The sequence below is a fragment of the Arthrobacter sp. 01T425 genome (genome assembly GCF_056398725.1).
Window position 1 is genome coordinate 100501 of sequence record NZ_JBFTPY010000009.1, and the last position, 24016, is coordinate 124516.

Here is a 24016-nt window from a genome sequence, read left to right on the forward strand (position 1 = left end):
GCTCCCGGACCCGTGACGGGGGTGGCATCTGATCGCGGGGCCAGCCGCGATTCGCCGGTACCCGCAGGGTCTCAGGTAGGCTAGACCAGCAGACAATGCACAACATTGCGCTGCCCGCATTCGAACCAGGAGAGTTTGTGACCGCTGACCTCGTCATCGTAGGGTCGGGCTTTTTCGGCCTGACAATCGCAGAACAGGCCGCCACTGAGCTGGGCTTGAAGGTAGTCGTCATCGACCGCCGGCACCACATTGGCGGCAACGCCTACAGCGAAAAGGAAGAGCAGACCGGCATTGAGGTGCACCGCTACGGTGCCCACCTCTTCCACACGTCCAACGACCGCGTGTGGGAGTACGTAAACCGCTTCACGACGTTCACGAACTACGTCCACAAGGTCTACGGCGTGCACAAGGGCGAGGTCTACTCCCTGCCCATCAACCTGGCCACGATCAACCAGTTCTTCCGGGCCAACCTCACCCCCGGGCAGGCCCAGGAACTGATCAAGGAGCAGGCCGGCGAACTGGCCGGCACCGATCCGCAGAACCTGAACGACAAGGGCATCCAGCTGATCGGCCGCCCGCTCTACGAGGCGTTCATCAAGCACTACACCGGCAAGCAGTGGCAGACGGATCCGAAGGACCTGCCCGCGGGCATCATCTCCCGCCTTCCGGTGCGCTACAACTACGACAACCGGTACTTCAACGACAAGTACGAGGGCCTTCCGACCAACGGCTACACGGCCTGGATCGAGAAGATGGCCGAACACCCCAACATCGAGGTGCGGCTCAACACGGACTTCTTCGATGAGTCCCACGAGTACAGCAAGGGCAAGGTGGTCGGCAACATCCCGGTCGTCTACACCGGACCTGTTGACCGCTACTTCGACTACGCCGAAGGCGATCTGTCCTGGCGCACCATCGACTTCGAAGAAGAAGTGCTCGACGTCGGGGACTTCCAGGGCACGTCGGTAGTGAACTACAACGACGAAGACGTTGCGTACACCCGCATTATCGAGCCGCGCCACTTCCACCCGGAGCGCGACTACCAGACGGAGAAGACGGTCGTTATGCGCGAGTTCTCCCGTGCCGCGGAGAAGGGCGACGAGCCCTACTACCCGATCAACACGCCCACGGACCGCGACCGGCTCCTGAAGTACCGCGACCTGGCCGCGGCCGAGCAGGATGTCCTCTTCGGCGGCCGCCTCGGTACCTATAAGTACCTGGACATGCACATGGCGATCGGCTCGGCCCTGACCATGTTCGACAACAAGATCCGCCCGCACTTCGAAGGCGGCGCAAAGATTGAAAGCGGAGGAGTGGACGCATGAGCGCCGCAACCGACACCCAGGTAGATTCCGCCCAGCAGTGGGACACCCTGCAGCGGGTCATCCTGCCCAACGCCAGCCAGATGGACACGGTTCCCCTGTACATGGACATGGGTACCGCGACCGGCATCCAGCTTCCTACGGTCGGCAGCGGCGACGGCAAGAAGGCCCGGGCACAGTCCTTCAGCAGCTCCACCAAGGAAGCCCACGTTGAAGACTTCCTGTCCCGCAGCTCCACCAAGGTCCGTTCGGGGGAGCGGGTATCGTTCGGCAGCTACTTCAACGCCTTCCCGGCGAGCTACTGGCGGCGCTGGACATCGGTGGACAAGGTCCGGCTTCAGGTCCGCACCCAGGGCGCCGGATCCGTCATCGTCTACAAGTCCAACGCCCGCGGATCCCTGCAGCGCGTCGACACGCGGCGCGTCGAGGGTTCGGCGGAGAACACCTTTGAGCTGTCCCTTGCGCCCTTCGGCGACGGCGGCTGGTACTGGTTCGACCTCGTGGCGGGCTCCGAACCGCTTGTGATGGTCGACGCCGAATGGCAGGGCCCCGCTGTTGAGAGCACGCCCGGGTCTGTCACTCTGCAGATCACGACGCTGAATAAGACGGACTTCTGCCTCAACAATCTTCGGCTGCTGGCCGAGAACCCGGATGCCCTCAAGCATGTCCAGGAGATCCTGCTGGTTGACCAGGGCACGCAGAAGGTCGAGGACGCGGACGGCTTCGCCGAAGTCCGTGAATCTCTTGGCGGCAAGCTGCGGATCATCAACCAGTCGAACCTCGGCGGCTCTGGCGGCTTTGCCCGGGGCATGTTCGAGGCCGTCGAAAACGGCAGTGACTACGTCCTGCTCATGGACGACGACATCGTGGTTGAGCCTGAAAGCATCATCCGCCTGCTCACGTTCGCGGACCGCTGCAAGACGCCGACGATCGTCGGCGGCCACATGTTCGACCTCTACAACCGGACGGTTCTCCACACGTTCGGCGAGGTGGTCAACCCCTACCGCTTCCAGCCGTCATTGCCGAGCGAGGACATGGTCCTTGGACATGATTTCCTGTCCTCGAACCTGCGCCAGACCTCCTGGCTGCATCGCCGCTGCGATGTGGACTACAACGGCTGGTGGATGTGTCTGATCCCGACCTCGGTTATCCGGGAAATCGGCCTCTCGCTTCCGCTCTTCATCAAGTGGGACGACTCGGAATACGGGCTGCGCGCCAAGGCGCACGGCTTCCCGACAGTTTCCCTGCCGGGTTCGGCCGTATGGCATGTGTCCTGGATCGACAAAGACGACCTCGTGGGCTGGCAGGCCTACTTCCACGCCCGCAACCGGATCGTGGCGGCGCTGCTCCACAGCCCCTACGAGCACGGCGGCCGCGTGGTGCGCGAATCGCAGTATGCGGACATCAAGCACCTCGTGTCGATGCAGTATGCGACCGCGCACGGCCGTGGCTGGGCGCTTGAGGATGTTCTCAAGGGCCCGACCGACCTGCCGGACCTGCTGCCCTCGAAGCTGCCCGAGATCCGGAAGATGATGGCCGGCTACTCGGACTCGATTTTCCAGGCCGACGCGGACGATTTCCCGACGCCGAAGATGGACAAGCCGCCGCGCCGCGGGCACGGCGTGTCGCAGCCGTCCAGGGTCACCCTCCTTCCCTGGGCTGCCAAGACGGTCGCACGCCAGTTGTTCCGCCCGGTCACCAAGACGAGTGCGGAACGTCCGCAGACCAACATTGCGCACCAGGACAACCGCTGGTGGCGGATCGCGCAGTTCGACAGCGCCATCGTCTCCAACGCTGAAGGAACCGGCGCTTCCTGGTACAAGCGGGACCCCAAGCGCGTGCGGGAAATGCTCACCGAGAGCAGCCGCCTGCACGCTGCCCTGCTCAAGGACTGGCAGTCGCTGAGCAAGCAGTACAAGGCGGCGATGCCGGAACTTACGTCCCTGGATTCCTGGAAAAAAATCTTCGAAGAACACACCCAGAGCGAAGTGAAATAGCGTGACAACCACGATTTCCGGGGAATTGACCCGCCCGGGTCTCGGTGGTGGATTTCGGGATCTTCGCCAGTCCAGTTTTCTGCTGAAACTGCTGGTCCGCAAGGAACTGAAAGTCCGCTACCGCGGCTCCGTTCTGGGTCTCCTTTGGTCCTATGTGAAGCCCGCTGTGCAGTTTCTCGTGTTCTATGTGGCCCTGGGCGTCTTCCTGGGCCTGGAACGCAGTGCACGGAACCCGGACGGCCTCTCGAACTATGCCGTGTATCTCTTCTCCGGAATCGTGCTGATCAACTTCTTCTCCGAAGCCCTCGGGAACTCCGCGCGATCGATCGTGAACAACGGCAACCTGATTAAGAAGATCTATCTTCCCCGGGAGCTGTTCCCGGTGGCGTCGGTCTGGGTATCGGCCGTGCATTTCTTCCCCCAACTCGTTGTCCTGGTAATCGGATGCGTCGTCGCCGGGTGGCACCCGGACGCGTTCCAGCTCCTGGCGGCGGTAGGCGGATTCGCCATTGTGGGCTTCCTGGCCACCGGGCTCGGGCTGTTGTTCGGGGCCGCCAACGTGTATTTCCGTGATTCGGAAAACCTCGTTGACATGCTCCTGATGGTGGCGACCTGGGCATCGCCCGTCATGTACTCCTGGACCATGGTGGAATCAAAGCTGGGACCCGGGCTCTTCGCCCTCTACCAGGCAAACCCCATCACGGTCGGCGTCGAGTTGTTCCACTATGCCTTCTGGTACCCCACAACTGACGGTTCTGCCGCGATGCCGCCGAACCTGTTCAGCCTGTGGCTGCCGGTCGGCATGATCATTTCGCTGGTGGTCCTGGCACTGGGACAGCTAACTTTTCGGCGGCTTGAAGGCCGCTTTGCCCAGGAGCTCTAGATGGCAAACGCGATTGAAGTTTCCAATGTCAGCAAGGAGTTCGTGCTCCGCCACACCCGTTCCATCAAAGAGGCGGTTGTCTGGCTCGTGAAGGGCCGCAAGGGGGATCTTTCCAAGAAGTTCCACGCCCTGAAGGACGTCTCCCTGATGGTGGAAACGGGGGAGACCGTGGCGCTGCTCGGCCTCAACGGCTCCGGCAAGTCCACGCTGCTCAAGCACATCTCCGGCGTGATGCTCCCGGATTCCGGCAGTGTCTATACACGCGGCCGCGTGGCCGGGCTGATCGAGGTCGGGGCGGGTTTCCATCCTGACCTGTCCGGCCGCGACAACGTGTACCTCAATGGAGCGATCCTGGGGATGACAGAGAAGCAGATCAACGAACGCTTCGACGCGATAATCGAATTCTCCGAGATCGGCGAATTCATCGACACGGAAGTCAAGTTCTATTCGTCCGGCATGTACCTGCGCCTGGCGTTTTCCGTGGCAGTCCACACCGACCCCGAGGTCTTCCTGATCGACGAAATCCTCGCCGTCGGAGATGAGCCGTTCCAGCGCAAGTGCATAGCCAAGATTCAGGAACTGGCCCAGCAGGGCAAGACTCTGGTGGTTGTCAGCCACGATCTTGACCTGGTCTCGCGCATTTGTTCCCGGGGTGTCTATCTCGAGCACGGCAACGTATTATTCGACGGACCTATTCATGAGGCCGTTGCCCGCCTGCGGGCCTAGGCAGTACCCGAGCCGGTAACGGCAGGGCACCTGTTGGGACCATGTCCAGTGGACATGGTCCCTTCAGGTTCCCGGCAAGCGCACCCAGCGCACAATAACGATGACGTTGTTTGAAAACAGAAAGAGAACCGTGACCTGTTTGCCGTCGGCGGCTGTTCTGCCCCAGCCCCAGGGTTACCCCGAGCAAGCCAGACCCGCCAGCCATGCGGGCGCCTCCAGCGCGGGAAGGAACAGCCGGCGACTGGACATTCAGGGGCTCCGCACCCTGGCGGTGGGCATGGTGATCATCTACCACGTCTGGCCCGGTATTCTCCCCGGCGGTTTTGTCGGGGTCGACGTCTTTTTCGTCATCTCCGGCTTCCTGATCGTGGGATCGCTCGTCCAGGAACTGGCGCGTACCGGACGCATCCGGCTCGCCAGCTTCTACGCGAAACGGATCAGGCGCCTGCTGCCGGCTGCCACCACGGTTCTGCTGGCGACCATGCTGGGCGCCGTGGTCCTGCTGCCGCAGAACCGTTGGCAGTCCATTTCCCTGGACGTGATCATGTCCGCCCTGCAGGTGCAGAACTGGAATCAGGCCTTCAGCGTGGACAGTTACGCCGCGGCGACCGCCCTGGTCTCCCCGGTGCAGCACTTCTGGTCCCTGGCGGTGGAAGAGCAGTTCTACCTCATCATCCCCGTCATCCTGCTGGCGGGAGTGGCCGTCACTGTGAAGCGGCGCGTCCGGATCGAAACCGTATCCTTGTGGGTCCTGGCGTTGGTGTCTCTGGCGTCCTTCGTCCACAGTGTCACCTTCTCGTCCTCGCAGCATGACATGGCGTACTTTGCGACCACCACGCGCATCTGGGAGCTCGGCGCCGGGGGCATCGGCGCCCTGCTGATTCCCAAATTGCGCCTGCGCCCGGTCTTGGCCTTGCTTTCGGGCTGGATCGGCCTGGGCGTGATTGTCTTTTCCGCGATGGCCCTCTCCGTTGCGATGGACTTCCCGGGCAGCATCGCGCTCCTGCCCGTCGTAGGGACATTGCTGCTGCTCACAGTGGGTTCGCCGGCGGCCGGACCGGCTACGCAGAACGCCCCGGGCAGCACGGTCGGTTACTCGGCAAGCCGGGTCCTGAGCCTGCGGCCGGTGACCTACGTCGGCGATCTTTCGTACTCCTTGTACCTGTGGCATTGGCCCGTCGTCGTGTTCTATGTCTTCCACCTCGGGCGGGCTCCGGGAATCATTCAGGGAACCGCCATGGTGGCCATCAGCCTGGCGCTGGCCGTGGCCTCCTACCACCTCGTCGAACAGAAGTTCCGCCACGGAACTCCAGCTGCCCAGGGACCGTCGCCGCTGCCGGGACGAAAGGGATCCCTGCGCCGGAACGCCTTCGTCCTGGCAGCAGGACTGATCGTGGCATCGATCGTGGCAGCTGCGGTGCCGTGGGGCGTCGTCGAGGCCAAGTCGCAGCAGCTGAACGCGGCCTTGAATCTGCGCGACTATCCTGGCGCGACGGCGTTTGATCCCGTCCGGCCCGCCGCCGTCCCCGACGGCGTGCCCGTCCGGCCCGATCCCGCCGTCGCCATGAAGGATGTGCCACTGACCTGGACGGAAACCTGCGGAAAATTCAACCCGGCCGTCACCGGGGCTGACCAATGCGTTTTCGGCGCGCCGGACGCCACCCAAACGGTGGTCGTCGTCGGGGACTCACACGCAGCGCAGTACGTGGATCCGCTCGTGATTGCCGGCGCAGCCGGGGGCTGGAAGGTGCAGGCCATGGTCCGGAACGGGTGCCCCTTCACGGCAGCGCCGGCCGCGAGTGGCACCACGGTGTACCGCAGTTGTTCCGAACAGAACAAGGCCACTCTGAAGCGCATCCTGCAGCTGCGGCCACGGTTGGTGGTGGTATCGGGAATGGCACCGGCCGGCTACCGCGAAGCCCTCAATTGGACGTGGGGCAGCCCGGAAGAACTCGTCAACGGCTATGTCCAGCTCTTGAAGCCACTCCGTGAAGCCGGGATTCGCGTGGCTGTTGTGCCCGACATGCCGTATCCGGACTTCTCGGCGCCGGACTGCGTGCAGGTCAATGGACCCGATTCGCCCAAGTGCCAGTTCACGACGTCCGACGCCGGCACCGCAGACCCCCTGCAGCTGGCCGGAGCACGCGTGCCTGGCGTCGAGGTTCTCGATGTGTCCGCCTACTTTTGCCGGCAGGGGATCTGCCCGGCCGTCATCGGCAATGTGCTCGTGTACAGGGACAACCACATGACCAACACCTTTGCAAAGACGTTGGCACCGGTGCTGGCCCGGCAGCTCAGCTTCTAGGCTGCGGCCGGGGCTGGAGTGGCTGCGGAGCAGGCTCCGCGTCAGGCTCCGGAGCCTGACGAAGCGCCGGGGTTCAGTTCCCGCAGGCGGTGACCTTGTAGAGCTTGGCCTCGCCCTGGCTGTCAACGAGCTTCACGCCGGGGTTCGCTGCGAGGTTGCGCAGGCCCGCGGGGGTGTGGTTGCCGCCGTGCACTTCGACCGGGCCGAAGTCCAGGATGTAGTAGGCATTCGCCGCCCGGACTGCCTGGCACACGCTGGCGTCCGTCGTCACGTTGCCCATCGAATCGTAGATCCGCTGAACATCCGGGGAGACGTAGCTCATGACATGCAGCTGGGCGGACTTGCGCTCGCCCAGCGCGTAGGACAGCGCCGCGCCGGTGTAGGGGTTGTCGATCAACAGGGCATTTTCGGGAACAGTCTGGGGCAGGCGCTCCATGAGCTGGAGCTCGTCGGTGGAGACCAGCGGGGAATCGGCGGCGAGCCTGTAGTTTCTCGAGCCCTGTTCGACCTCCAGCTCCAGGCCGCCCTGTTGTCCCAGGGCGGTGGCGGCCAGCACGACGACGGCGACGGCCACGGTCCGGTAGGCCACGGTTCCGGCGCGCCCCCAGCGCGGAGAGCCGTCCAGAGCCAGCTCGAGGGCCTTGGACCGGCCGCGCATCGCCAGGATGCGGCGCCCTGCCCAGTCAACGCCGACGGCGACCAGCAGCACCGCGACCAGCGGCAGCAAGGCGGCAATCCGGTAGCTGTCGTTGTACCAGACGCCGGTCAGGAAGTCCCGGGTGTCTGACTTGGTAAAACCGGAGACCACAACGAACAGGTAGGTGAACAGTGCGAAGACGGCGGCTATCCACACCCGCTGCCAGCGGTCCTGGAAGCACGCCCAGAGGCCGAGGAATACCAGCGGGGCCACGAGCCAGGCCAGTGCCAGGCCATCGGGGGAGATGGTGACGGCTTCGCCAATGGCCTTCGGAATGCTCTGGTACGGGCCCCAGAACGAAGCCTCCAAGGGCGGGCGCAGATTGGTCCACAGCAGGTCGAACGCGACGGCGTACCCGGCGACCGGCAACGCCAGCCTCAAGACGTACGAGCGGGCGCGGGCCTGCTTCCGACGAAGGGCAGCCGCAGAGCGCCACACCAGCGTCACCACCATGGGCAGTGTCCACGTCAGCCAGGCCATGAACGTCGTGGGATGGGCGACAATCAGGCCGGTGAGCGCCAGCAGCAGGGCAAGTATCGAGGCGAGATCGCGGCGGACAAGTCCGGGCGTCAACCCGGCACACGCCGCCGCCAGGGCGACGCTGGAGGGCAACACGCTAATGGCCAGCAGGTTGGGATACAGGACCCCAAAGTCCATCATGAGCAGCGGGAAGGCACCCAGCGACGCCGCCGCAATGCCTGCGGCGACCAGCGCGGCGGGGCGTCCCCCCACCACGGAACGCGCCAACAGAAGACATCCCAACGGCCAGAACACGGCCGCAAGGACGATGCTGGTGATATTGACGGCGAGCGGGACGCTCGCGCCCGTTGCCATGGCGACGAGGGTGGCTACAGCGTTCCAGCCGGCCGGGTAGGCGCCGCCGCCGGTCATCGCACCCAGGGTCAACGACGACGCCTGGCCGGTATCCAGGGCAAACCTGACCGAATTCAGGTGGAAGACGGCGTCATACGTCTGGGAAATGGCCTGCGGGCTGCCGATGAGATGGACGGTGTGGACAGCGAGGAGCCCGCCGGCGATGACGGCTCCGGCCAGCGCCGCGAGGTCGCCGCGGACGTCCGGCACCCTCAACGGATTCAGGCCGGTTGCGGCCGGGCCGGAGGGACGGAACCGCGCCGCCCACAAACCGAGCAGGGACAGAGCCGCCGCCACCACTGCCACGGGGAGCAGCCCGAACCTCACCTTCAGGAACGGGGCCAACGTGGACGTGATGACCACAACACCCACGGTCAACGCGGGGGCCAGCGCCAAGGCGCTGAATCCCCTGAATCGCAGGGCAACGGAGATGATCAGCCCGGGCAGGACCAGGACAGCGCAGGCGATCAGGACCTGCGGTAAGACAGACATCCACATGAAGGATTACGGCTCCAGGAGTCCGAGGAGGTAGGCACCGTACCCGCTCTTGACCAGCGGCTCGGCGCGCTGGCGGAGTTCATCGTCGTTCAGGAAGCCCTGGCGCCAGGCGATCTCCTCCGGGGCGCCGATCTTCAGGCCCTGACGGTTCTCGACCGTCCGGATGAAGTTCGACGCGTCGTTGAGGTCATCGAAGGTTCCGGTGTCCAGCCAGGCCGTGCCGCGGGGCAGGATTTCGACGCGGAGCTTGCCCATCTCGAGGTAGGTCCGGTTGACGTCGGTGATTTCCAGCTCGCCGCGGGGCGAGGGCTTCAGGTCCTTGGCGATCCCGACGACGTCGTTGTCGTAGAAGTACAGTCCGGGCACGGCGTAGTGGGACTTGGGCCGCTCCGGCTTTTCCTCCAGCGAGACGGCCTGGCCGGTGTCATCGAACTCGACGACACCGTAGGCCTTGGGGTTCTTGACCCAGTAGCCGAAAACAGCACCGCCGTCGATGTCTTCATGCTTGCGCAGCTGGGTTCCCATCCCCTGGCCGTAGAAGATGTTGTCACCCAGCACCAGGGCAACAGTCTGGTTGCCGATGTGCTCTTCGCCGAGGATGAAGGCCTGGGCCAGTCCGTCGGGGGAGGCCTGCTGTACATAGCTGAGGTTGATGCCGAACTGCGAACCGTCGCCGAGGAGGCGCTTGAACTGCTCGGCGTCATGCGGGGTGGTGATGATCAGGATGTCCCGGATGCCGGCCAGGATCAGCGTCGACAGTGGGTAGTAAATCATCGGCTTGTCGTATACCGGGACGAGCTGCTTGCTGATGCCGTGGGTGATGGGATGGAGACGAGAGCCGGTCCCGCCGGCAAGAATTATTCCGCGCATGGTATACATCCTCTCCTACGGGTCTGCACTCGGCCAAACCCGTGAGGCCCTGCTGGCCCGCGTGCCCGGTGGTGTCAGGCCGAATGACGGCGCCCGGTGCGACCGCGGAGGCCGTCGGCCATGCCGCGGAGTGCCGAGCCGAGCCGGGCGGTGCGGCCGGGCGCCAACAGGGTCACGATCAGCAGGTGCCGCAGATCGCCCCACATCCCGCCGGCCACCCAGGCGGGATACCGGACCGCATACCGGCGGCCCGTGACCAGGCGGTTCCTGAAGATGTAGTAGTAGCGCCAGGTCGCGGCGGTGCGCACCTGCAGCGGACGGCCGCCCGCCGGTACGGGCCGGCCAAACACCTTGGCCTCCACCATCGTTCCCAGGGAGTGGTCGAACTCCGCCGCCGCGAGGACGGTGGGCAGGCCCGCGGCGAGTGCGCGGTAATAGTACTCGGTGTCGACCAGGTCGATGAAGAGCTCTTCCCAGAACCCGCCAAGGGCGTCCAGCGTGCCGGCCGGGATCAGGAGGCCCGACTGGATCGGCTCCCGGCCCAGGGCGACGCCGTTCCGGGTCCCGGCGCGCAGCACCGGGTTTCCGTGGATCCTGGACGGGGAGATGAGGCCGGGCTCGACGCCGGCGGCCCGCGCGTCCGCGGCGGCGCGGCGCAGCGCCTGCACATAACCCGCGGGCAGCAGGGAGTCCTGGTCCACGGTCAGGATGAAGTCCGGGTTGCCGTGCCGGCGTGCCGCGCGGATGCCGGCGTTCAAGGCGGCGCCGATGCCGGCGTTCTCCGGGAGGCGCACCACTTCTGCGCCGGCGGCGGCCAGCGCGGCGAAGACCGGTTCGAAGCCGGGGCCGCCGCCGTCGTCAACCACCACGACGGCGTCCACCTGCTCCCGCAGCGATTCGACGTTGCCGATCAGCGCCGCCGTCGGCCGGAACGCGGTGACGACGCCGGTGACGCCGGTGGCGCCCGTGGCGCCCGTGGCAGGGACGGGGGACTCGCCGGTCACGTGGGGTTCGCTCACCTTCCGAAGGAATGCCGCAGGAGGATGCCGAGCGTCCCGGAGGCACTTTGCCGGAGCGTGCCGGCGAGGATCAGGAGTGCGTGCGCCCGGGACGTGAGCCGCAGCCGGGCGGCGCGGGCCGCCTTGCGCCAGCCCTTCGCCGTGCACAGCGCCGCGGCCAGGTCGAAGAAGTCACGCTCACCGACGAACCGGGACCCGTCGACGAGTTTCGCGGAGGACGCGCTGTGAGTGTGCCGACGGTATTCGAAGCAGATATCCGGGACGATCAGAAGCTCAGCCCCGCCAAGTACCATGTCCATGACGAGGGCGAGATCCTGGATGACGGGGAAACCGTCACGGAAGTCGTAGTCCCGAATCCGGTCGCGGCGGAAGGCCAGGGAAGGCCAGTAGAGCCAGTCGCCGTGCAGGAGGCTGACCGCCAGCCGCTCGCCGCCCACGAGCCGGGACCCGGTTCCGCGCGGTTTGACCAGCCGCTGCTTGACGATGTCCACCAGGGGAACGGAGGGTTTGCCGTCCTCGTCGATGATCTGGACGCCGGGCTGGATAATCCAGGCGTCGGGGAATTCGGCGTGGGCGCGCAGCACGACGTCCACGAAGTTCGGCAGCAGAAGGTCGTCGCATCCCATGACCACCAGTACGTCCTGGCTGGCCAGCGAGACGCAGGTCCTGAAGTTCTCGGTGATGCCCTCGTTCTTATCCTTGCGGACATACGTGATCCGGGAATCGTCCGCGGCCTCGACGTAGCGTCTGACGTCGTCGCCCGGGTAGGCGTCGTCAACCACCGTCAGGCGCCAGTCCGGGCTGGTCTGGGCCAGGACGCTGTCGACGGCCAGTTTCATGTAGTTAACGTCGCCCCAGTAGGGGATAAAGATGTCCAGTGCCACCGGGGCCTCCTACTTCGTGGTCGGCGTCGCCGTAGCGTCGCCGTCCCGGGAGGACATGTCCTCGACCATGGTCCGGAGGATGGCCACTTCCTCCGCGAGGGTGCGGGTCTCGTCCTCGACCACGGACAGCTCCCAGGACAAGTGCAGGCAGACACCGAGCAGCAGCAGGATGCTGATGATGAACAGCAGATTGGACGGCAGCTGGACGCCGACGCGTTCGGCCACGATCGTCAGCAGGCTCGGAAACGCGGCCAGAACCAGCGTGCCGATGCCCACGAAGAGCCAGAGTGCTGCGTATTTCTCGCGAAGCTTCTTCCGGCGGAGCATCTCGAAGACGACGCCGACGATCGCCAGGGCAAGGAAAAAGGCGGGCCAGTTGCCCATTAGACGGCTCCTTTGGCGGCGGTCGCGGGGTCGGAAATGGTGGACCGCTTGCGGGTCAGCGCGAACATGAGGGCGAAGACGGACCGGCCGAGGTAGACGGCGGACTTGACGGGGTTGTGGCTGGGAGTCCCGCCTTGGCGCGGGCGCATTTCCACGGGGACCTGGGTCACCCGGCAGCCGGAGCGGATCGCCACCACCAGGGAGTCGATGGTGTCACCCAGATACTCCGCAGGGTAGTGGTCCAGGTACTGGTTGATGGCGCGCCCGTTCGCGGCCCGGAAGCCGCTGGTCACGTCCGTGAGCCGGGTCTTGGCCAGTGCTGAGATGACCTTGGCGAGGAGCTGCATGGCCCACTTGCGGGGCCCGCTGACCGAATAGTCGCCGCGGTCGGCAAAGCGGGCACCGATGGAGATGTCCGCGTGCTCCAGGCCTGCAAGGACCTCGTGGATATTGCGGGGATCGTGCTGTCCGTCGGCGTCCACCTGGATCACGCGCTGGTAACCGAGGCGCTGGGCGTACTTGAAACCGGCCCTCATGGCACCGCCGACGCCCAGGTTGAACGGCAGCGTCAGGACGGTGGCGCCAGCGTTTTTCGCGACCGTCGCGGTGGCATCCGCAGAGCCATCATTGACCACCAGGACATCGTAGGGCCGGCCGACGCTGAGCACTTCCCGGACGGTATTCCCCACGGACTCGGCTTCGTTCCACGCCGGCATTATGACCAGCACACGGGTCGAGTCAAGAATTTTCATAGTTCTCCAATATATCAACGGCCCGGAGGCGGCTGACGGAGTGGGCGGCGTCCGGCTCGGGATTCGTGATCACCCGGGGGCATGCGGTGCTGACGGCGGCGACCGGCCGCGGGCATCTGGCGATCACGCTGCTGATCCTACCTTCCGGCCCCGGCCGCGGGCGCCCGCTGGCAGGATCCGGAGGGAAGGGCGCAGCAGGCCCAGGAACAGGAGGGCCTCGCTCACTGCCATGCCCAGGGCGATGGCGGGGACGTTGGCCGCCAGCCCGGCCGCCACCATGAGCAGCACGCCGACGACGGCGGAAACCGCGGTCCACATCAGCACCGACTTCTGGCGCTGGGCGGGGATCAGCACATTCCGGATCAGGGGCGTCGATGAGGAGATGAAGAAGAAGGACACCCCGTAGAACAGACAGGTCAGGGTGTCCGCGCGGACAGCTTCGCCGAACATCACGCCGGAGACCCACGGGCCGAACAGTGTGAGGAAGATCCCGCCCGCGAGCCCCAGGGCCGCGTGGGCAGCCATGGCCGCGAAGTGGCGGCGGCGCGGGTCGGCGGCATCGTGCTCCAGGGTCCAGCCCTGGAATGTGTTGCCGAGCGCCACGATCGTGAAGAGCCCCAGGCGGTAGATGGCGTCCGCCGAGGCGAAACCGGCCGTGGCAGCGGCCGACGGCACCGTAGCGGTGGCGATCGGAACCGGCGACGAGCCGTAGGCGCTTCCCGTGAAGTTGATGCCGGCTGTACCCGCGGTGGGCACGATCTCCCGCACGACGTTCCGCGGGCTCCGGGGCAGCCAGGTCCGGGGTTCGCCGAACCGGCGGTGGAATGCGATCAAAGCCACGAGCGTCGTAAGGACCGAGACCAGCCCGTAGGTCCAGACTTGTCCGGTGAGCAGGATGACCGGGGCGCTGATGGTGGCCGCGAAGAAGCGGGGGAGAGTGTCGTAGACGGCGAGGATCCGGGGCTGGCCGGTGCCGATGCCGTACCACGCGGGCGAGAAACCGGTCAGCGCCGTGGCCCAGGCCATGGTGATGGCATCGAGGCGGAAACCCTCCCGGGCCACGAGCGCGACGATCACGCTCATGACTGGCAGCACGACGACCGCGAGCAGGATCCGCGAACGGACGCTCCTGGAATAAAGTGCCGCGCGCAGCGGGAAGGCGCCGGCACGGGCAATCTCGACCGGGCCGGAGATGTTCCAGCTCCAGAGAATGATGGTCGACGCAAAGATGCCAATGGCCTGGCCGGAGGTGATGCTGGACCAGCCGGCGGCCCCCACGACGCGCGAAACGACCGGGAGGAGCAGGAACGGCAGGACCAGCGCCAGCAGGGGCAACAGGGTGAAGCCTGCAAGCCTGAACAGAACGGGTCTCATGCGGTACGGTCCTCGTGCTGGGGGGCTTGACCTAACGATGATACGCGATTGCCCCGCACCGGCCCCTGGCCCGGGAGTCGCCTAGAGTGGTTCGCATGAACGACGAGAATGGCCCCGATGTGCCGAAGGTCAGGGCCAGCGTGTGCATGGCCACCTACAAGGGTGCGGCCTTTGTCCGGGAGCAGATAGCGTCCATCCTCGCCGAGTTGGGTCCCGACGACGAGCTCGTCGTGGTCGATGATGCGTCCCCCGACGAGACTGCCGCAATCGTGGAGGGGATCGTTGATCCGCGGATCAGGCTCGTCCGCTCGCCTGTCAACCGGGGGTACGTGCGCAGCTTCGAGGAAGCGATCCGGCTGAGCCGGGGCGAGTACGTTTTCCTGTCAGACCAGGACGATGTCTGGATTCCGGGCCGGCTGGAGCTGATGCTCGCTGCCTTGTCCAGTTCTATGGTGGTCGCCAGCAATTTCGACATGCTGGGCGGCGGAAACCGGCCCTGGATTCCGCGGCTGAAGTCCGCGGACTCGCGGCGGCACGTGGCAAACTTGTTCGCCATCCTGATCGGGTACCGGGCGTACTACGGCTGCGGCATGGCCTTCCGCCGGGAGGCTGACCGCTACTTCACCCCGATTCCCGCTTACGTTCGGGAATCACACGATCTCTGGCTGGCCATCTGCGGCAATGTCGCCGGATCGATAACCCACCTTGACGAGTCGACCATTTACCGCCGGATCCACGAATCGAACCAGACGCCTGCCGGCCTGCGGTCACTGCCCAAGATCGTCGCGGCCCGCGTGATGCTGGTCCGGCTTATGGTCGAAGCCCTTCGGAGGATCCGCCGGCGGGTCTGAGCCGGCGACGGCCTTTCGGTAAGCTGGCCTCATGCAGAAACTTCTCGTCACCGGCGGCGCCGGCTTCATCGGCTCCAATTTCGTCCACTACGTACTGGAGAACACCGACCACCACGTCACGGTCCTCGACAAGCTCACCTACGCGGGCAATGTGGAGTCTCTGGCGGGCCTGCCTGCAGACCGGTTCACGCTGGTGCAGGGCGACATCTGCGACGCCGCCGTGGTGGAGCGCCTGGTTGCCGGGTCCGACGTCGTGGTGCACTACGCCGCGGAATCCCATAACGACAACTCGCTGCACGATCCGCGCCCGTTCCTGGACACCAACATCATCGGGACCTACACCCTGATCGAGGCCGCGCGGAAGCACAACAAGCGCTTCCACCACATCTCCACCGACGAGGTCTACGGCGATCTCGAGCTCGATGACCCGGAGCGGTTCACCGAGAGCACGCCCTACAACCCCTCCAGCCCGTATTCCTCCACCAAAGCGGGCTCGGATCTGCTGGTCCGCGCCTGGGTGCGGTCCTTCGGCCTGCAGGCAACCATCAGCAACTGCTCCAACAACTACGGTCCGTACCAGCATGTGGAGAAGTTCATCCCGCGCCAGATCACCAACGTGATCGACGGCATCCGTCCCAAGCTGTACGGCAAGGGCGAGAACGTCCGTGACTGGATCCACGCCAACGACCACTCGTCCGCCGTCCTGGCGATCATCGCCGGGGGCCGGATCGGGGAGACCTACCTGATCGGCGCCGACGGCGAGAAGAACAACAAGGACGTCGTCGAGCTGATCCTCAAGCACATGGGCCAGGCGCCGGACGCGTACGAGCACGTGGTGGACCGGCCCGGCCACGACATGCGGTACGCCATCGACTCCTCCAAGCTGCGCGAGGAACTCGGCTGGAAGCCGCAGTTCTCCAACTTCGAGGCCGGCATCGAAGACACCATCGCCTGGTACCGGAACAACGAGGACTGGTGGCGGCCCCAGAAGGCCGCCACGGAAGCCAAGTACAAGGAACAAGGCCAGTAGATTATGTCGATCGAGTTCTCGAAAAAGCTCACAGCGCACGAAACCCCGATCCCCGGCGTCGTCCTCTACGACCTTCCGGTCCACGGTGACAACCGGGGCTGGTTCAAGGAGAACTGGCAGCGGGAAAAGATGGTGGCGCTTGGCCTGCCCGACTTCCGTCCGGTGCAGAACAACATCTCGTTCAACGAATCCGCCGGCACCACCCGCGGCATCCATGCCGAGCCGTGGGACAAGTTCATCTCCGTGGCCACCGGCAGGATTTTCGGCGCCTGGGTGGACCTGCGCGAAGGCCCGACCTTCGGCGCCGTGTTCACCGCCGAGATGGACCCCAGCCAGGCCATCTTCATTCCCCGCGGGGTCGGGAACGCCTTCCAGACGCTGGAGGACAACACCGCCTACACCTACCTCGTCAACGACCACTGGTCCGCCGACGCCCAGGGCCAGTACACCTTCCTGAACCTCGCCGACGAGACCGCGGCCATCAGCTGGCCAGTGCCGCTGGGCCGGGCCGAGCTCTCGGACAAGGACAAGGCGCACCCGCGCCTGGCGGACGTCACGCCGATGCCGCCGAAGAAGGTCCTCGTGGTCGGCGCCAACGGCCAGCTCGGCAAGGCGCTGCGCCGGCAGTACGACGGCGACCCGTCCGTTGAGTTTGCCGGCCGGGACGATTTTGACCTCGACAGCGAGGACGCCTTCGCCGGACGGAACTGGAAGAACTACTCCACGATCATCAACGCCGCGGCCTACACCGCCGTGGATGCCGCCGAGTCGGCCGAGGGCCGCGCGGCCGCCTGGGCAGTCAACGTCACGGCAGTGGCGCGGCTGGCCCGCACCGCCGTCGAACACGACCTCACCCTGGTGCACGTGTCCTCGGACTATGTCTTCGACGGCACGCGCGCCACGCACGACGAATCGGAGCCGGTGGCGCCGCTGGGCGTCTACGGCCAGACCAAAGCCGCGGGCGACGCCGTCGTCAGTGTGGTGCCCCGGCACTACATTGTGCGCACCAGCTGGGTGATCGGTGAGGGCAACAACTTTGTCCGCACCATGGCCTCGCTGGCCGAGCGCGGCATCGAACCGTCGGTGGTTGATGACCAGATCGGGCGGCTGAGCTTCACCGAAGACATCGCCGCCGGCATCCGGCACTTGCTGGAATCGGGCGCCGAGTACGGTGTCTACAACCTCAGCAACGACGGCGAGCAGCAGTCCTGGGCGGATATCGCCGCGGACGTCTACGAACTCTCCGGCAAGCCGCGGGAGGCCGTGACCGGTGTGAGCACCGAGGAGTACTTCAAGGGCAAGGCCGTCTCGCCGCGGCCGCTGAACAGCGCCCTCAACCTGGACAAGATCAAAGCGACCGGGTTCACCGTTCCTTCCGCGGCGGAACGGCTGAGCGACTACCTCGGGTCCTGATTTAACGGTCTTCAACGGTCAGCCCCAGGCACCACAACGCAGACCGGCCCCGCATATGCGGGGGCCGGTCTGCGTTGTGCATGGTGCGGCGTCAGCCAGGACCGCTAATAGGTGAGCGTTTGGCACCCCAGCAGGGAGTTGTTCAGGCTCAGCATCGAGACCGCGACGCCGTAGGCGCACACCCGGTACTGGCCGCGCTGGGTGATGGGGACCGATGACGTGAAGCCGTGGTTTCCGACCGTGTCGAGGGCCCGGTTGACGTCCGGGCGCTTCTGGTCGGCCATGAAGGCGTACCCCTTCCGGATCCCGTCAGGCGAGGTCACGTAGACGTGGTCCGGGATCGATGAGGCGGGGAAGGACGGATCCAGGGTCCAGCCGGATGCCTTGATGGAGGCTTTGCCGCTGGTGACCTGGATCGAGGCCGCATCCAGGTAACCCATGGTGGCGGGGGTCGGGGCCGCGCTGATGGACTTGCAGGCCAGCAGGGTGTTGCCGGCCGTGACCGGGGCGATGCCGATGGCATAGGCGCACACGGTGTATTTCCCGGCACCAGTCAGCGGGACCGAGACCTGGAAACCGTGGTCACCGACCGTCTGCAGCGCGGCGTTGACGTCCGGACGCGGGCGGTTCGCGGTGAAGGCGTAGCCGGGATTGGTTCCGTTGGGCGACTGGACGTAAACGTGCACGGGCACGCTCTTGCCTGGCTGCACCGGATCCAGTGCCCATCCGCTCACCTGGAAGTTCGCGGCGTTGGGCGCCTGGGTGAGGGACACCGAATCGTAGGAGCCGAAGGGTGCGGGGTTGGCCTCGACGTTTGTGGTCTTGCAGGACAGCAGCACGTTGGCGTTTCGCCCGATTCCGTAGACGCACGCACGGTACGATCCCGGAACGGTGGCTTTGACCTGGTAGTCGAAGCCATGGGCCAGCCCCAGGCCGGTCGCGTCCGCGACATCCTTCCGGGCGACGTTGGCGCTCATCCGGTATCCGGTGGTTTTCCCGGCCGGGTCGGTGACGTAGGCGTCGGCATAGCTGGAAGCCGAGGGGTTGGCGAGGTCGGCTGCCCAGCCCTTGAGCTGCAGCGTGACCTTGTCGGCCGTGCGGACCTGGCCGAAGCTGTCGAAGGACCCCGTCGGTGCCTCCACCCCGGTGGCCCGGAGCGACTTGCAGTCCAGGAGTGTGTTGCCGAAGGACCCGATGGCGTAGGCACAGACCTTGTACATGCCCGACGCTGTGATCCGGACCGTGCCGTCGAAGCCGTGCAACGGACCGTAGCCGAGGGCCTGGTCAACATCGGGCCGGGGCTGGTTGGTCTGCCAGGCGTAGCCCTTGGTGGTCCCGGACGGATCAGTCACGTAAATGTGGGTCTGGATCGAGGACGATGTCCTGGCCAGGTCTGCCGACCAGCCCCGGGCGCGCAGGGAGACCGCGGCGCCGTCGCGGGTTACGGAGAGGTCGTCGAAGGACCCGGTGGGCAGCGGCGTCCCGGCGAAGCGCTGGAGTGAGGCATAGTCGCCGTTCCAGATATTGGAGTCACCCACGAACGGCCCGGTGCTGCTGTATTGCCACATGCTGAAAACGCTCCAGCTGGAGGGGACGGGCCCGGCGTTGTCCGTGGCGGAGAGCGGGTAGGACGCGACCCACAGCGGGTAGTCGCCGAAACCCGCCGCGTTGGCCGTGCACTGGTTCCACCACGACGTGTTGGTGTAGATGACGGGAAGGCGGCCCGTGAGGGCCCGCATGGTGTTCCCGAAGTCGCGCACCCAGGACGTCAGCTGCGAGGGGGACATGCCGTAGCAGGTGTTGCCGAAGTAGAAGCCGTTGATGGTGCGGCCGGCGTAGGGGTTGAATTCGAAGTCGAGGACCGGGGGCATGGTCCGGCCGTCGGCACTCCAGCCGCCGCCGTTCTGGACGAAGAAGCGTGCCTGGTCAGCTCCCGAGGACCAGTTCGGGATCGCGAAGTGGTAGGCGCCCCGGATCATCCCGACGCTGCGGGCGCCGTCGTACTGGGCGCCGAAGGAATCATTGGTGAAGTAGTTGCCTTCGCTGGCCTTGACGTAGGCGAAGCGGGCCCCCATGTTCCACTGGCTCTGCCAGTTCACGCTGGTCTGGTGGCCGCTGACGTCCAGGCCTTTGACCCCGTACGACGGCGACCACGTGCCCTGCGTGGTAAGCGATTCAATGGCGGCGGACTCGGTGGTCGCCTTCAGAAGTGGCGACGGAGCGCTGACCCGGGCGGAGCGCTGGCCCATCTCGGCGCCACCGGGGCCGACCGCCGCGGCCATGGCCGCCCGGTCCTTGACGCCGCCCGGCGCCGCCGCGGACTGTGCCGCTGCCTGCGTTGGGGTCGGTGCCGGTGACGGTGCCGCTGCCTGTGTTGGGGTCGGTGCCGGGGCGGCCGTGGCGGCCGGGCGGGCCGTTGCGGATGGCGCCGGCACGGTGCTCGTGACCGTCGGCGACGGACTGGCAGGCGGCGTGGCAGACGCCGGGGGCGTGGCCGGCTGCTCGACGGCGGTTGCCGGCGACGGAACGCCGGTGATGGCCAGCAGGGTGGCGGCGAGGAGAATGGCCCCTGCCCGGCGGCATCGGTGGCTGGTGGGGGGATATAGGGTGCGCTTCATGTTCCGCTCCGGGGCAATGGCACGCTGTGGGAGCCGCGCCACACGGTCTCGCGCCCGAGGGGCTACGAAGAGAGCTGGCCGGGCTGAGAGAATGTCTGACTTAACGCGCTCACCCTAACATCGGCCGACATCTGAGACCAGTGATTCAAGTGTTACGAAAGTGAAAGTTGTCATGTTGAAACCAGGCGGTTATCCACATGCACCCACGGCACCCCTTGCCGGGCCGGTTGCCCGCCCTTAGTTTTAACCCCATCGCGCCGGCACAGGGGCGGCAGTCATATGGGGGTCCAGGTGGAGGCTGTACGCATCGTTGAGGATGAGGTCCGTGAGCTGATCCGCCGGCGGGGCCTTGACCCCCTGCGGGAGTCCGGCGAAGTCCGGCGCCTGGTCGAGGCGGCTGTCAGCGACTACGACGAACGGGCCCTCCTGGCGCCGCTGCCCCCGCTGGGCCCGTTGGAGTCGGCCCGGAGATTCGTCTTCGACGCTGTGGCGGGCTTTGGTGCGCTCCAGCCGCTCCTGGACGATCCGGGCATCGAGGAAATCTGGCTCAACGCGCCGAATGAAATCTATGTGGCGCGCAACGGCGAATCGGAACTGACCTCCGTTTCGCTGACGGACCAGCAGGTCCGGGACCTTGTGGAACGGATGCTGAAGAGCTCGGGCCGGCGCCTGGACATGTCCTCGCCGTTCGTGGATGCGGCGCTCCCGGACGGCTCCAGGCTGCACGTCGTGATCCCGGACGTCACCCGGCGTCACTGGGCCATCAACATCCGCAAGTTCGTCGTCAAAGCCAGCCGGCTCGAGCACCTGGTGGAGCTGGGAACGCTCACCCCGCAGGCGGCCAGGTTCCTCGGCGCGGCCGTCGCCAGCGGCCTCAACATCCTGGTCTCGGGGGCCACGCAGGCGGGCAAAACCACCATGCTCAACTGCCTCGCCGCCAGCATCGGCACCCGCGAACGGGTCATCACTGTGGAGGAAATCTTTGAACTGCAGCTGCCGCTCCGCGACGTCGTCGGCCTTCAGTGCCGTCAGCCGAACCTGGAGGGGCAGGGGGAGATTCCGCTGCGCCGCCTGGTCAAGGAGGCCCTGCGCATGCGGCCGGACCGGCTGGTGGTCGGGGAAGTCCGGGAGGCCGAAAGCCTGGACATGCTCATCGCTTTGAATTCCGGGCTTCCCGGGATGTGCACCGTGCATGCGAACTCCGCCCATGATGCCGTGACAAAAATCTGCACGCTGCCGCTGCTCGCCGGCGACAACATCTCCAGCGCGTTCGTAGTGCCCACCGTCGCGTCCTGCATCGATCTGGTGGTCCATTGCAGCAGGCACGCCAGCGGGCGCCGACAGGTCACCGAGATCCTGTCCCTGGGCCGCCGGGTGGAAAACGGGATCATCGAGTCATCCATGGTGTTCACGATGTCGGACGGGCAGCTTCTGCCCAAGGCCAACTCCATGCCCGCCGCGGAAAAGTTTGCCCGCTCCGGGTACGACGTCGCGGCGCTGCTGGAGCAGCGGTGATGGCGCCGCTGGTCGGGATGGTGGGCGGCGCCGGCCTCCTGCTGATCTGGTGGTCCGCATGGGAGACGCCTGAGAGCGTGCGGCGCAGGCCCCGGACCAGCCGGCTTGAGGACCTCCTGCGGTCGGCGGGCATCGAAAAGGTCAGCGCGGCAGGGCTGCTCGCCTCGTGCCTTGGACTCGGGGCCTTCGCAACGCTCGCGTTCTTCGCAGTTACCGGGTCTTGGCCGATCTCGGCATGTTTTGGCCTGTTCGGCGGCTGGCTGCCGATGGCGATGGTCCGGTGGCGTGCCAGAAAGCGCACGGCTGTCCTCCGCCAGCTCTGGCCCGACGTCGTTGACCATTTGCGCTCAGCCATCAGGGCCGGCCTGTCGCTGCCGGAGGCCCTTATCCAGCTGGGCGACAAGGGCCCCGTGGAGCTTCGCCACGTGTTTGTGGACTTTGGCTCCGACTACCGGTCGGGAGGCCAATTCGATCCCTCACTCACCCGGCTCAAGGACCGTCTGGCCGATCCCGTGGCGGACCGGATCGTCGAGGCCCTCCGGCTCACTCGGGAGGTGGGCGGTTCGGACCTCGGGAGGCTGCTGGGCACCCTCGCGGAGTTCCTGCGGGAAAGTGCCAGGACCCGGAGTGAGCTGGAGGCAAGGCAATCCTGGACCGTCAACGCCGCACGCCTGGCCGTCGCTGCGCCCTGGATTGTCCTGGTGTTGCTGGCCAGCCGTCCTGAGGCTGTGATGGCGTACAACACCCCGCTCGGCGCTGCCGTCCTTTTGGGCGGCCTTGCCGTCTCCCTGCTGTCCTATGCCATCATGCTGCGTATCGGGGCGCTGCCGGAAGAGCAGCGGGTCCTCCGGTGACCGGCCTGATGGCCGGCGCCACGGTGTGCGGGGCCGTGCTCGGGGCGGGCCTGTGGCTGTTCCTCGTCCGGCTCCCCTTCATGCGCCCAACGACGTTCGTCGAACGTATCGAACCGCAGCTGAGAACCCACAGCCTCGAATCCCGGCTTTTGCGCACCGCCCCGCGGAATGTCACACCGTTTGGGCCGCTCGAACGGATCCTCCGCCCGGCGTTCCGGGACGGTGCCAGGTCCCTGGGCCGGATCAACCTTGGCGCGACGGCGTTAAACCGCAGGCTCGCCCGCGCCGGCAGCGCCAAAACAGCCGTGGACTTCCGGGCTGAGCAACTCCTCTGGGCGGCCGGCGGCTTCGTCCTCGCCGTCGGCGTTGTGGCGCTCGCCGGCTCGATCGGCCGCTTCAGCCCGTTCGTCGCCGTCGTGGCCGTCGTGGGCAGCGCCGTCGGCGGGTTCCTGCTCCGGGACTATCTGTTGGGCGCGCACATCAAGAAACGGGAGGCTCGGATGATGGCGGAGTTTCCGAGCATCGCCGAACTCATGGCCCTGGCCGTCAGCGCCGGCGAAAGTGCCACCGGTGCCCTGGACAGGGTCTGCCGCAGCGCGCGGGGTGAGCTCTCGCAGGAATTCGGCCGTGTCCTCGCCGAGACCCGGTCCGGCAAGCCCCTCGTGGAAGCCCTCCACGAGTTCTCTTCCAGGACGGATCAAGGGCCGTTGCTCCGTTTCGTGGACGGGATGATCGTGGCCGTCGAACGTGGAACACCCCTCGCCGACGTCCTCCGGGCGCAGGCACAGGATGTCCGGGACACAGCCAAGAGGGAGCTCATGGAGTCCGCCGGCAAGAAGGAAATCGGCATGATGGTGCCGCTTGTCTTTGGTGTCCTTCCGCTCACGGTCATCTTCGCCGTGTTCCCCGGTCTGGCCGCCATCAGTCTCGGACTATAGGAACCTGGCGAACGACGACGACGAACGACGACGACGGACAGCCGGCGGCTGCCCACCGGCCGGCCCGGGCAGGACTCAAGAAAAGTCATACGAGGAGGGAACAGGATACGAAGGACGCCCTGCAGCTGGCCGGCCGGCCTGGGGCACACGGTGCACGATCTGCCGGCGATACGTCACGAACCATCAGATCCAAAAACAGGACTCCGGAAAACA

General features: G+C 66.0%; 19 protein-coding genes. 11 read left to right on the top strand and 8 right to left on the bottom strand.

Annotated elements, in window-relative coordinates; all coding sequences use genetic code 11:
- Positions 1–137 precede the first annotated feature (137 nt).
- The 5 genes from glf to AC1DNG_RS11720 all read left to right on the top strand — a co-directional run bounded on the left by glf (position 138) and on the right by AC1DNG_RS11720 (position 7233).
- A complete protein-coding gene (glf, locus tag AC1DNG_RS11700) occupies positions 138–1325 on the top strand; it encodes a UDP-galactopyranose mutase (protein WP_223916143.1) in 1188 nt (395 codons plus the stop codon).
- On the top strand, positions 1322–3319 hold the full coding sequence (locus AC1DNG_RS11705; protein ID WP_476848793.1) for a glycosyltransferase: 1998 nt from the start codon (positions 1322–1324) through the stop codon (positions 3317–3319). Before glf ends, AC1DNG_RS11705 begins: the two co-directional genes overlap by 4 nt.
- Before the next feature lies 1 nt (position 3320).
- A complete protein-coding gene (locus tag AC1DNG_RS11710) occupies positions 3321–4202 on the top strand; it encodes an ABC transporter permease (RefSeq protein ID WP_476848794.1) in 882 nt (293 codons plus the stop codon).
- On the top strand, positions 4203–4928 hold the full coding sequence (locus AC1DNG_RS11715) for an ABC transporter ATP-binding protein (RefSeq protein ID WP_243181203.1): 726 nt from the start codon (positions 4203–4205) through the stop codon (positions 4926–4928).
- 100 nt (positions 4929–5028) lie between these two features.
- Entirely contained in the window at positions 5029–7233 is a 2205-nt protein-coding gene (locus tag AC1DNG_RS11720) for an acyltransferase family protein (RefSeq protein ID WP_476887389.1), read from the top strand.
- Positions 7234–7306: 73 nt separating this feature from the next.
- Here AC1DNG_RS11720 and AC1DNG_RS11725 read toward each other — a convergent pair whose 3' ends face one another.
- From AC1DNG_RS11725 to AC1DNG_RS11755, 7 genes are all read right to left on the bottom strand, one after another.
- Positions 7307–9295, bottom strand: a complete 1989-nt coding sequence (locus AC1DNG_RS11725; protein WP_476887390.1) for a DUF6541 family protein — start codon at positions 9293–9295, stop codon at positions 7307–7309.
- Between the two features lie 12 nt (positions 9296–9307).
- Positions 9308–10171 (bottom strand): glucose-1-phosphate thymidylyltransferase RfbA, encoded by an 864-nt coding sequence (gene rfbA, locus AC1DNG_RS11730; protein ID WP_476887391.1) that lies wholly within the window; start codon positions 10169–10171, stop codon positions 9308–9310.
- A 74-nt stretch (positions 10172–10245) separates the two neighbouring features.
- Positions 10246–11190 carry a glycosyltransferase gene (locus AC1DNG_RS11735; protein WP_476887392.1) on the bottom strand — a complete coding sequence of 315 codons (945 nt, stop codon included), beginning with the start codon at positions 11188–11190 and terminating at the stop codon, positions 10246–10248.
- A complete protein-coding gene (locus tag AC1DNG_RS11740) occupies positions 11187–12074 on the bottom strand; it encodes a glycosyltransferase (RefSeq protein WP_476887393.1) in 888 nt (295 codons plus the stop codon). Before AC1DNG_RS11740 ends, AC1DNG_RS11735 begins: the two co-directional genes overlap by 4 nt.
- Before the next feature lie 9 nt (positions 12075–12083).
- Positions 12084–12458 carry a DUF2304 domain-containing protein gene (locus AC1DNG_RS11745; RefSeq protein ID WP_476887394.1) on the bottom strand — a complete coding sequence of 125 codons (375 nt, stop codon included), beginning with the start codon at positions 12456–12458 and terminating at the stop codon, positions 12084–12086.
- Positions 12458–13210 carry a glycosyltransferase family 2 protein gene (locus AC1DNG_RS11750; RefSeq protein WP_476887395.1) on the bottom strand — a complete coding sequence of 251 codons (753 nt, stop codon included), beginning with the start codon at positions 13208–13210 and terminating at the stop codon, positions 12458–12460. Before AC1DNG_RS11750 ends, AC1DNG_RS11745 begins: the two co-directional genes overlap by 1 nt.
- A gap of 123 nt (positions 13211–13333) precedes the next feature.
- A complete protein-coding gene (locus AC1DNG_RS11755; protein ID WP_476887396.1) occupies positions 13334–14584 on the bottom strand; it encodes a polysaccharide biosynthesis protein in 1251 nt (416 codons plus the stop codon).
- Positions 14585–14679: 95 nt separating this feature from the next.
- On the opposite strand from AC1DNG_RS11755, the gene AC1DNG_RS11760 reads away from it, so the two are divergent.
- Genes AC1DNG_RS11760 through AC1DNG_RS11770 form a run of 3 tightly spaced genes read left to right on the top strand, consistent with a single transcriptional unit; the run spans position 14680 to position 17878 of the window.
- The gene (locus AC1DNG_RS11760; RefSeq protein WP_476887397.1) at positions 14680–15435 is read left to right on the top strand and encodes a glycosyltransferase family 2 protein; all 756 of its coding nucleotides are present in this window, start codon (positions 14680–14682) and stop codon (positions 15433–15435) included.
- Positions 15436–15466: 31 nt separating this feature from the next.
- Positions 15467–16465, top strand: a complete 999-nt coding sequence (gene rfbB, locus AC1DNG_RS11765) for a dTDP-glucose 4,6-dehydratase (RefSeq protein ID WP_243181211.1) — start codon at positions 15467–15469, stop codon at positions 16463–16465.
- 3 nt (positions 16466–16468) lie between these two features.
- Complete coding sequence (locus AC1DNG_RS11770; RefSeq protein ID WP_476887398.1) at positions 16469–17878, top strand: sugar nucleotide-binding protein; 1410 nt, start codon at positions 16469–16471, stop codon at positions 17876–17878.
- 104 nt (positions 17879–17982) lie between these two features.
- Here AC1DNG_RS11770 and AC1DNG_RS11775 read toward each other — a convergent pair whose 3' ends face one another.
- On the bottom strand, positions 17983–20496 hold the full coding sequence (locus tag AC1DNG_RS11775; RefSeq protein WP_476887399.1) for a lysozyme: 2514 nt from the start codon (positions 20494–20496) through the stop codon (positions 17983–17985).
- Positions 20497–20787: 291 nt separating this feature from the next.
- On the opposite strand from AC1DNG_RS11775, the gene AC1DNG_RS11780 reads away from it, so the two are divergent.
- Genes AC1DNG_RS11780 through AC1DNG_RS11790 form a run of 3 tightly spaced genes read left to right on the top strand, consistent with a single transcriptional unit; the run spans position 20788 to position 23803 of the window.
- Complete coding sequence (locus AC1DNG_RS11780; protein ID WP_026266742.1) at positions 20788–22011, top strand: TadA family conjugal transfer-associated ATPase; 1224 nt, start codon at positions 20788–20790, stop codon at positions 22009–22011.
- Positions 22011–22865, top strand: a complete 855-nt coding sequence (locus AC1DNG_RS11785) for a type II secretion system F family protein (RefSeq protein ID WP_476887429.1) — start codon at positions 22011–22013, stop codon at positions 22863–22865. Before AC1DNG_RS11780 ends, AC1DNG_RS11785 begins: the two co-directional genes overlap by 1 nt.
- Positions 22862–23803, top strand: a complete 942-nt coding sequence (locus AC1DNG_RS11790) for a type II secretion system F family protein (RefSeq protein ID WP_476887400.1) — start codon at positions 22862–22864, stop codon at positions 23801–23803. Before AC1DNG_RS11785 ends, AC1DNG_RS11790 begins: the two co-directional genes overlap by 4 nt.
- The last annotated feature ends 213 nt before the right edge of the window (positions 23804–24016 follow it).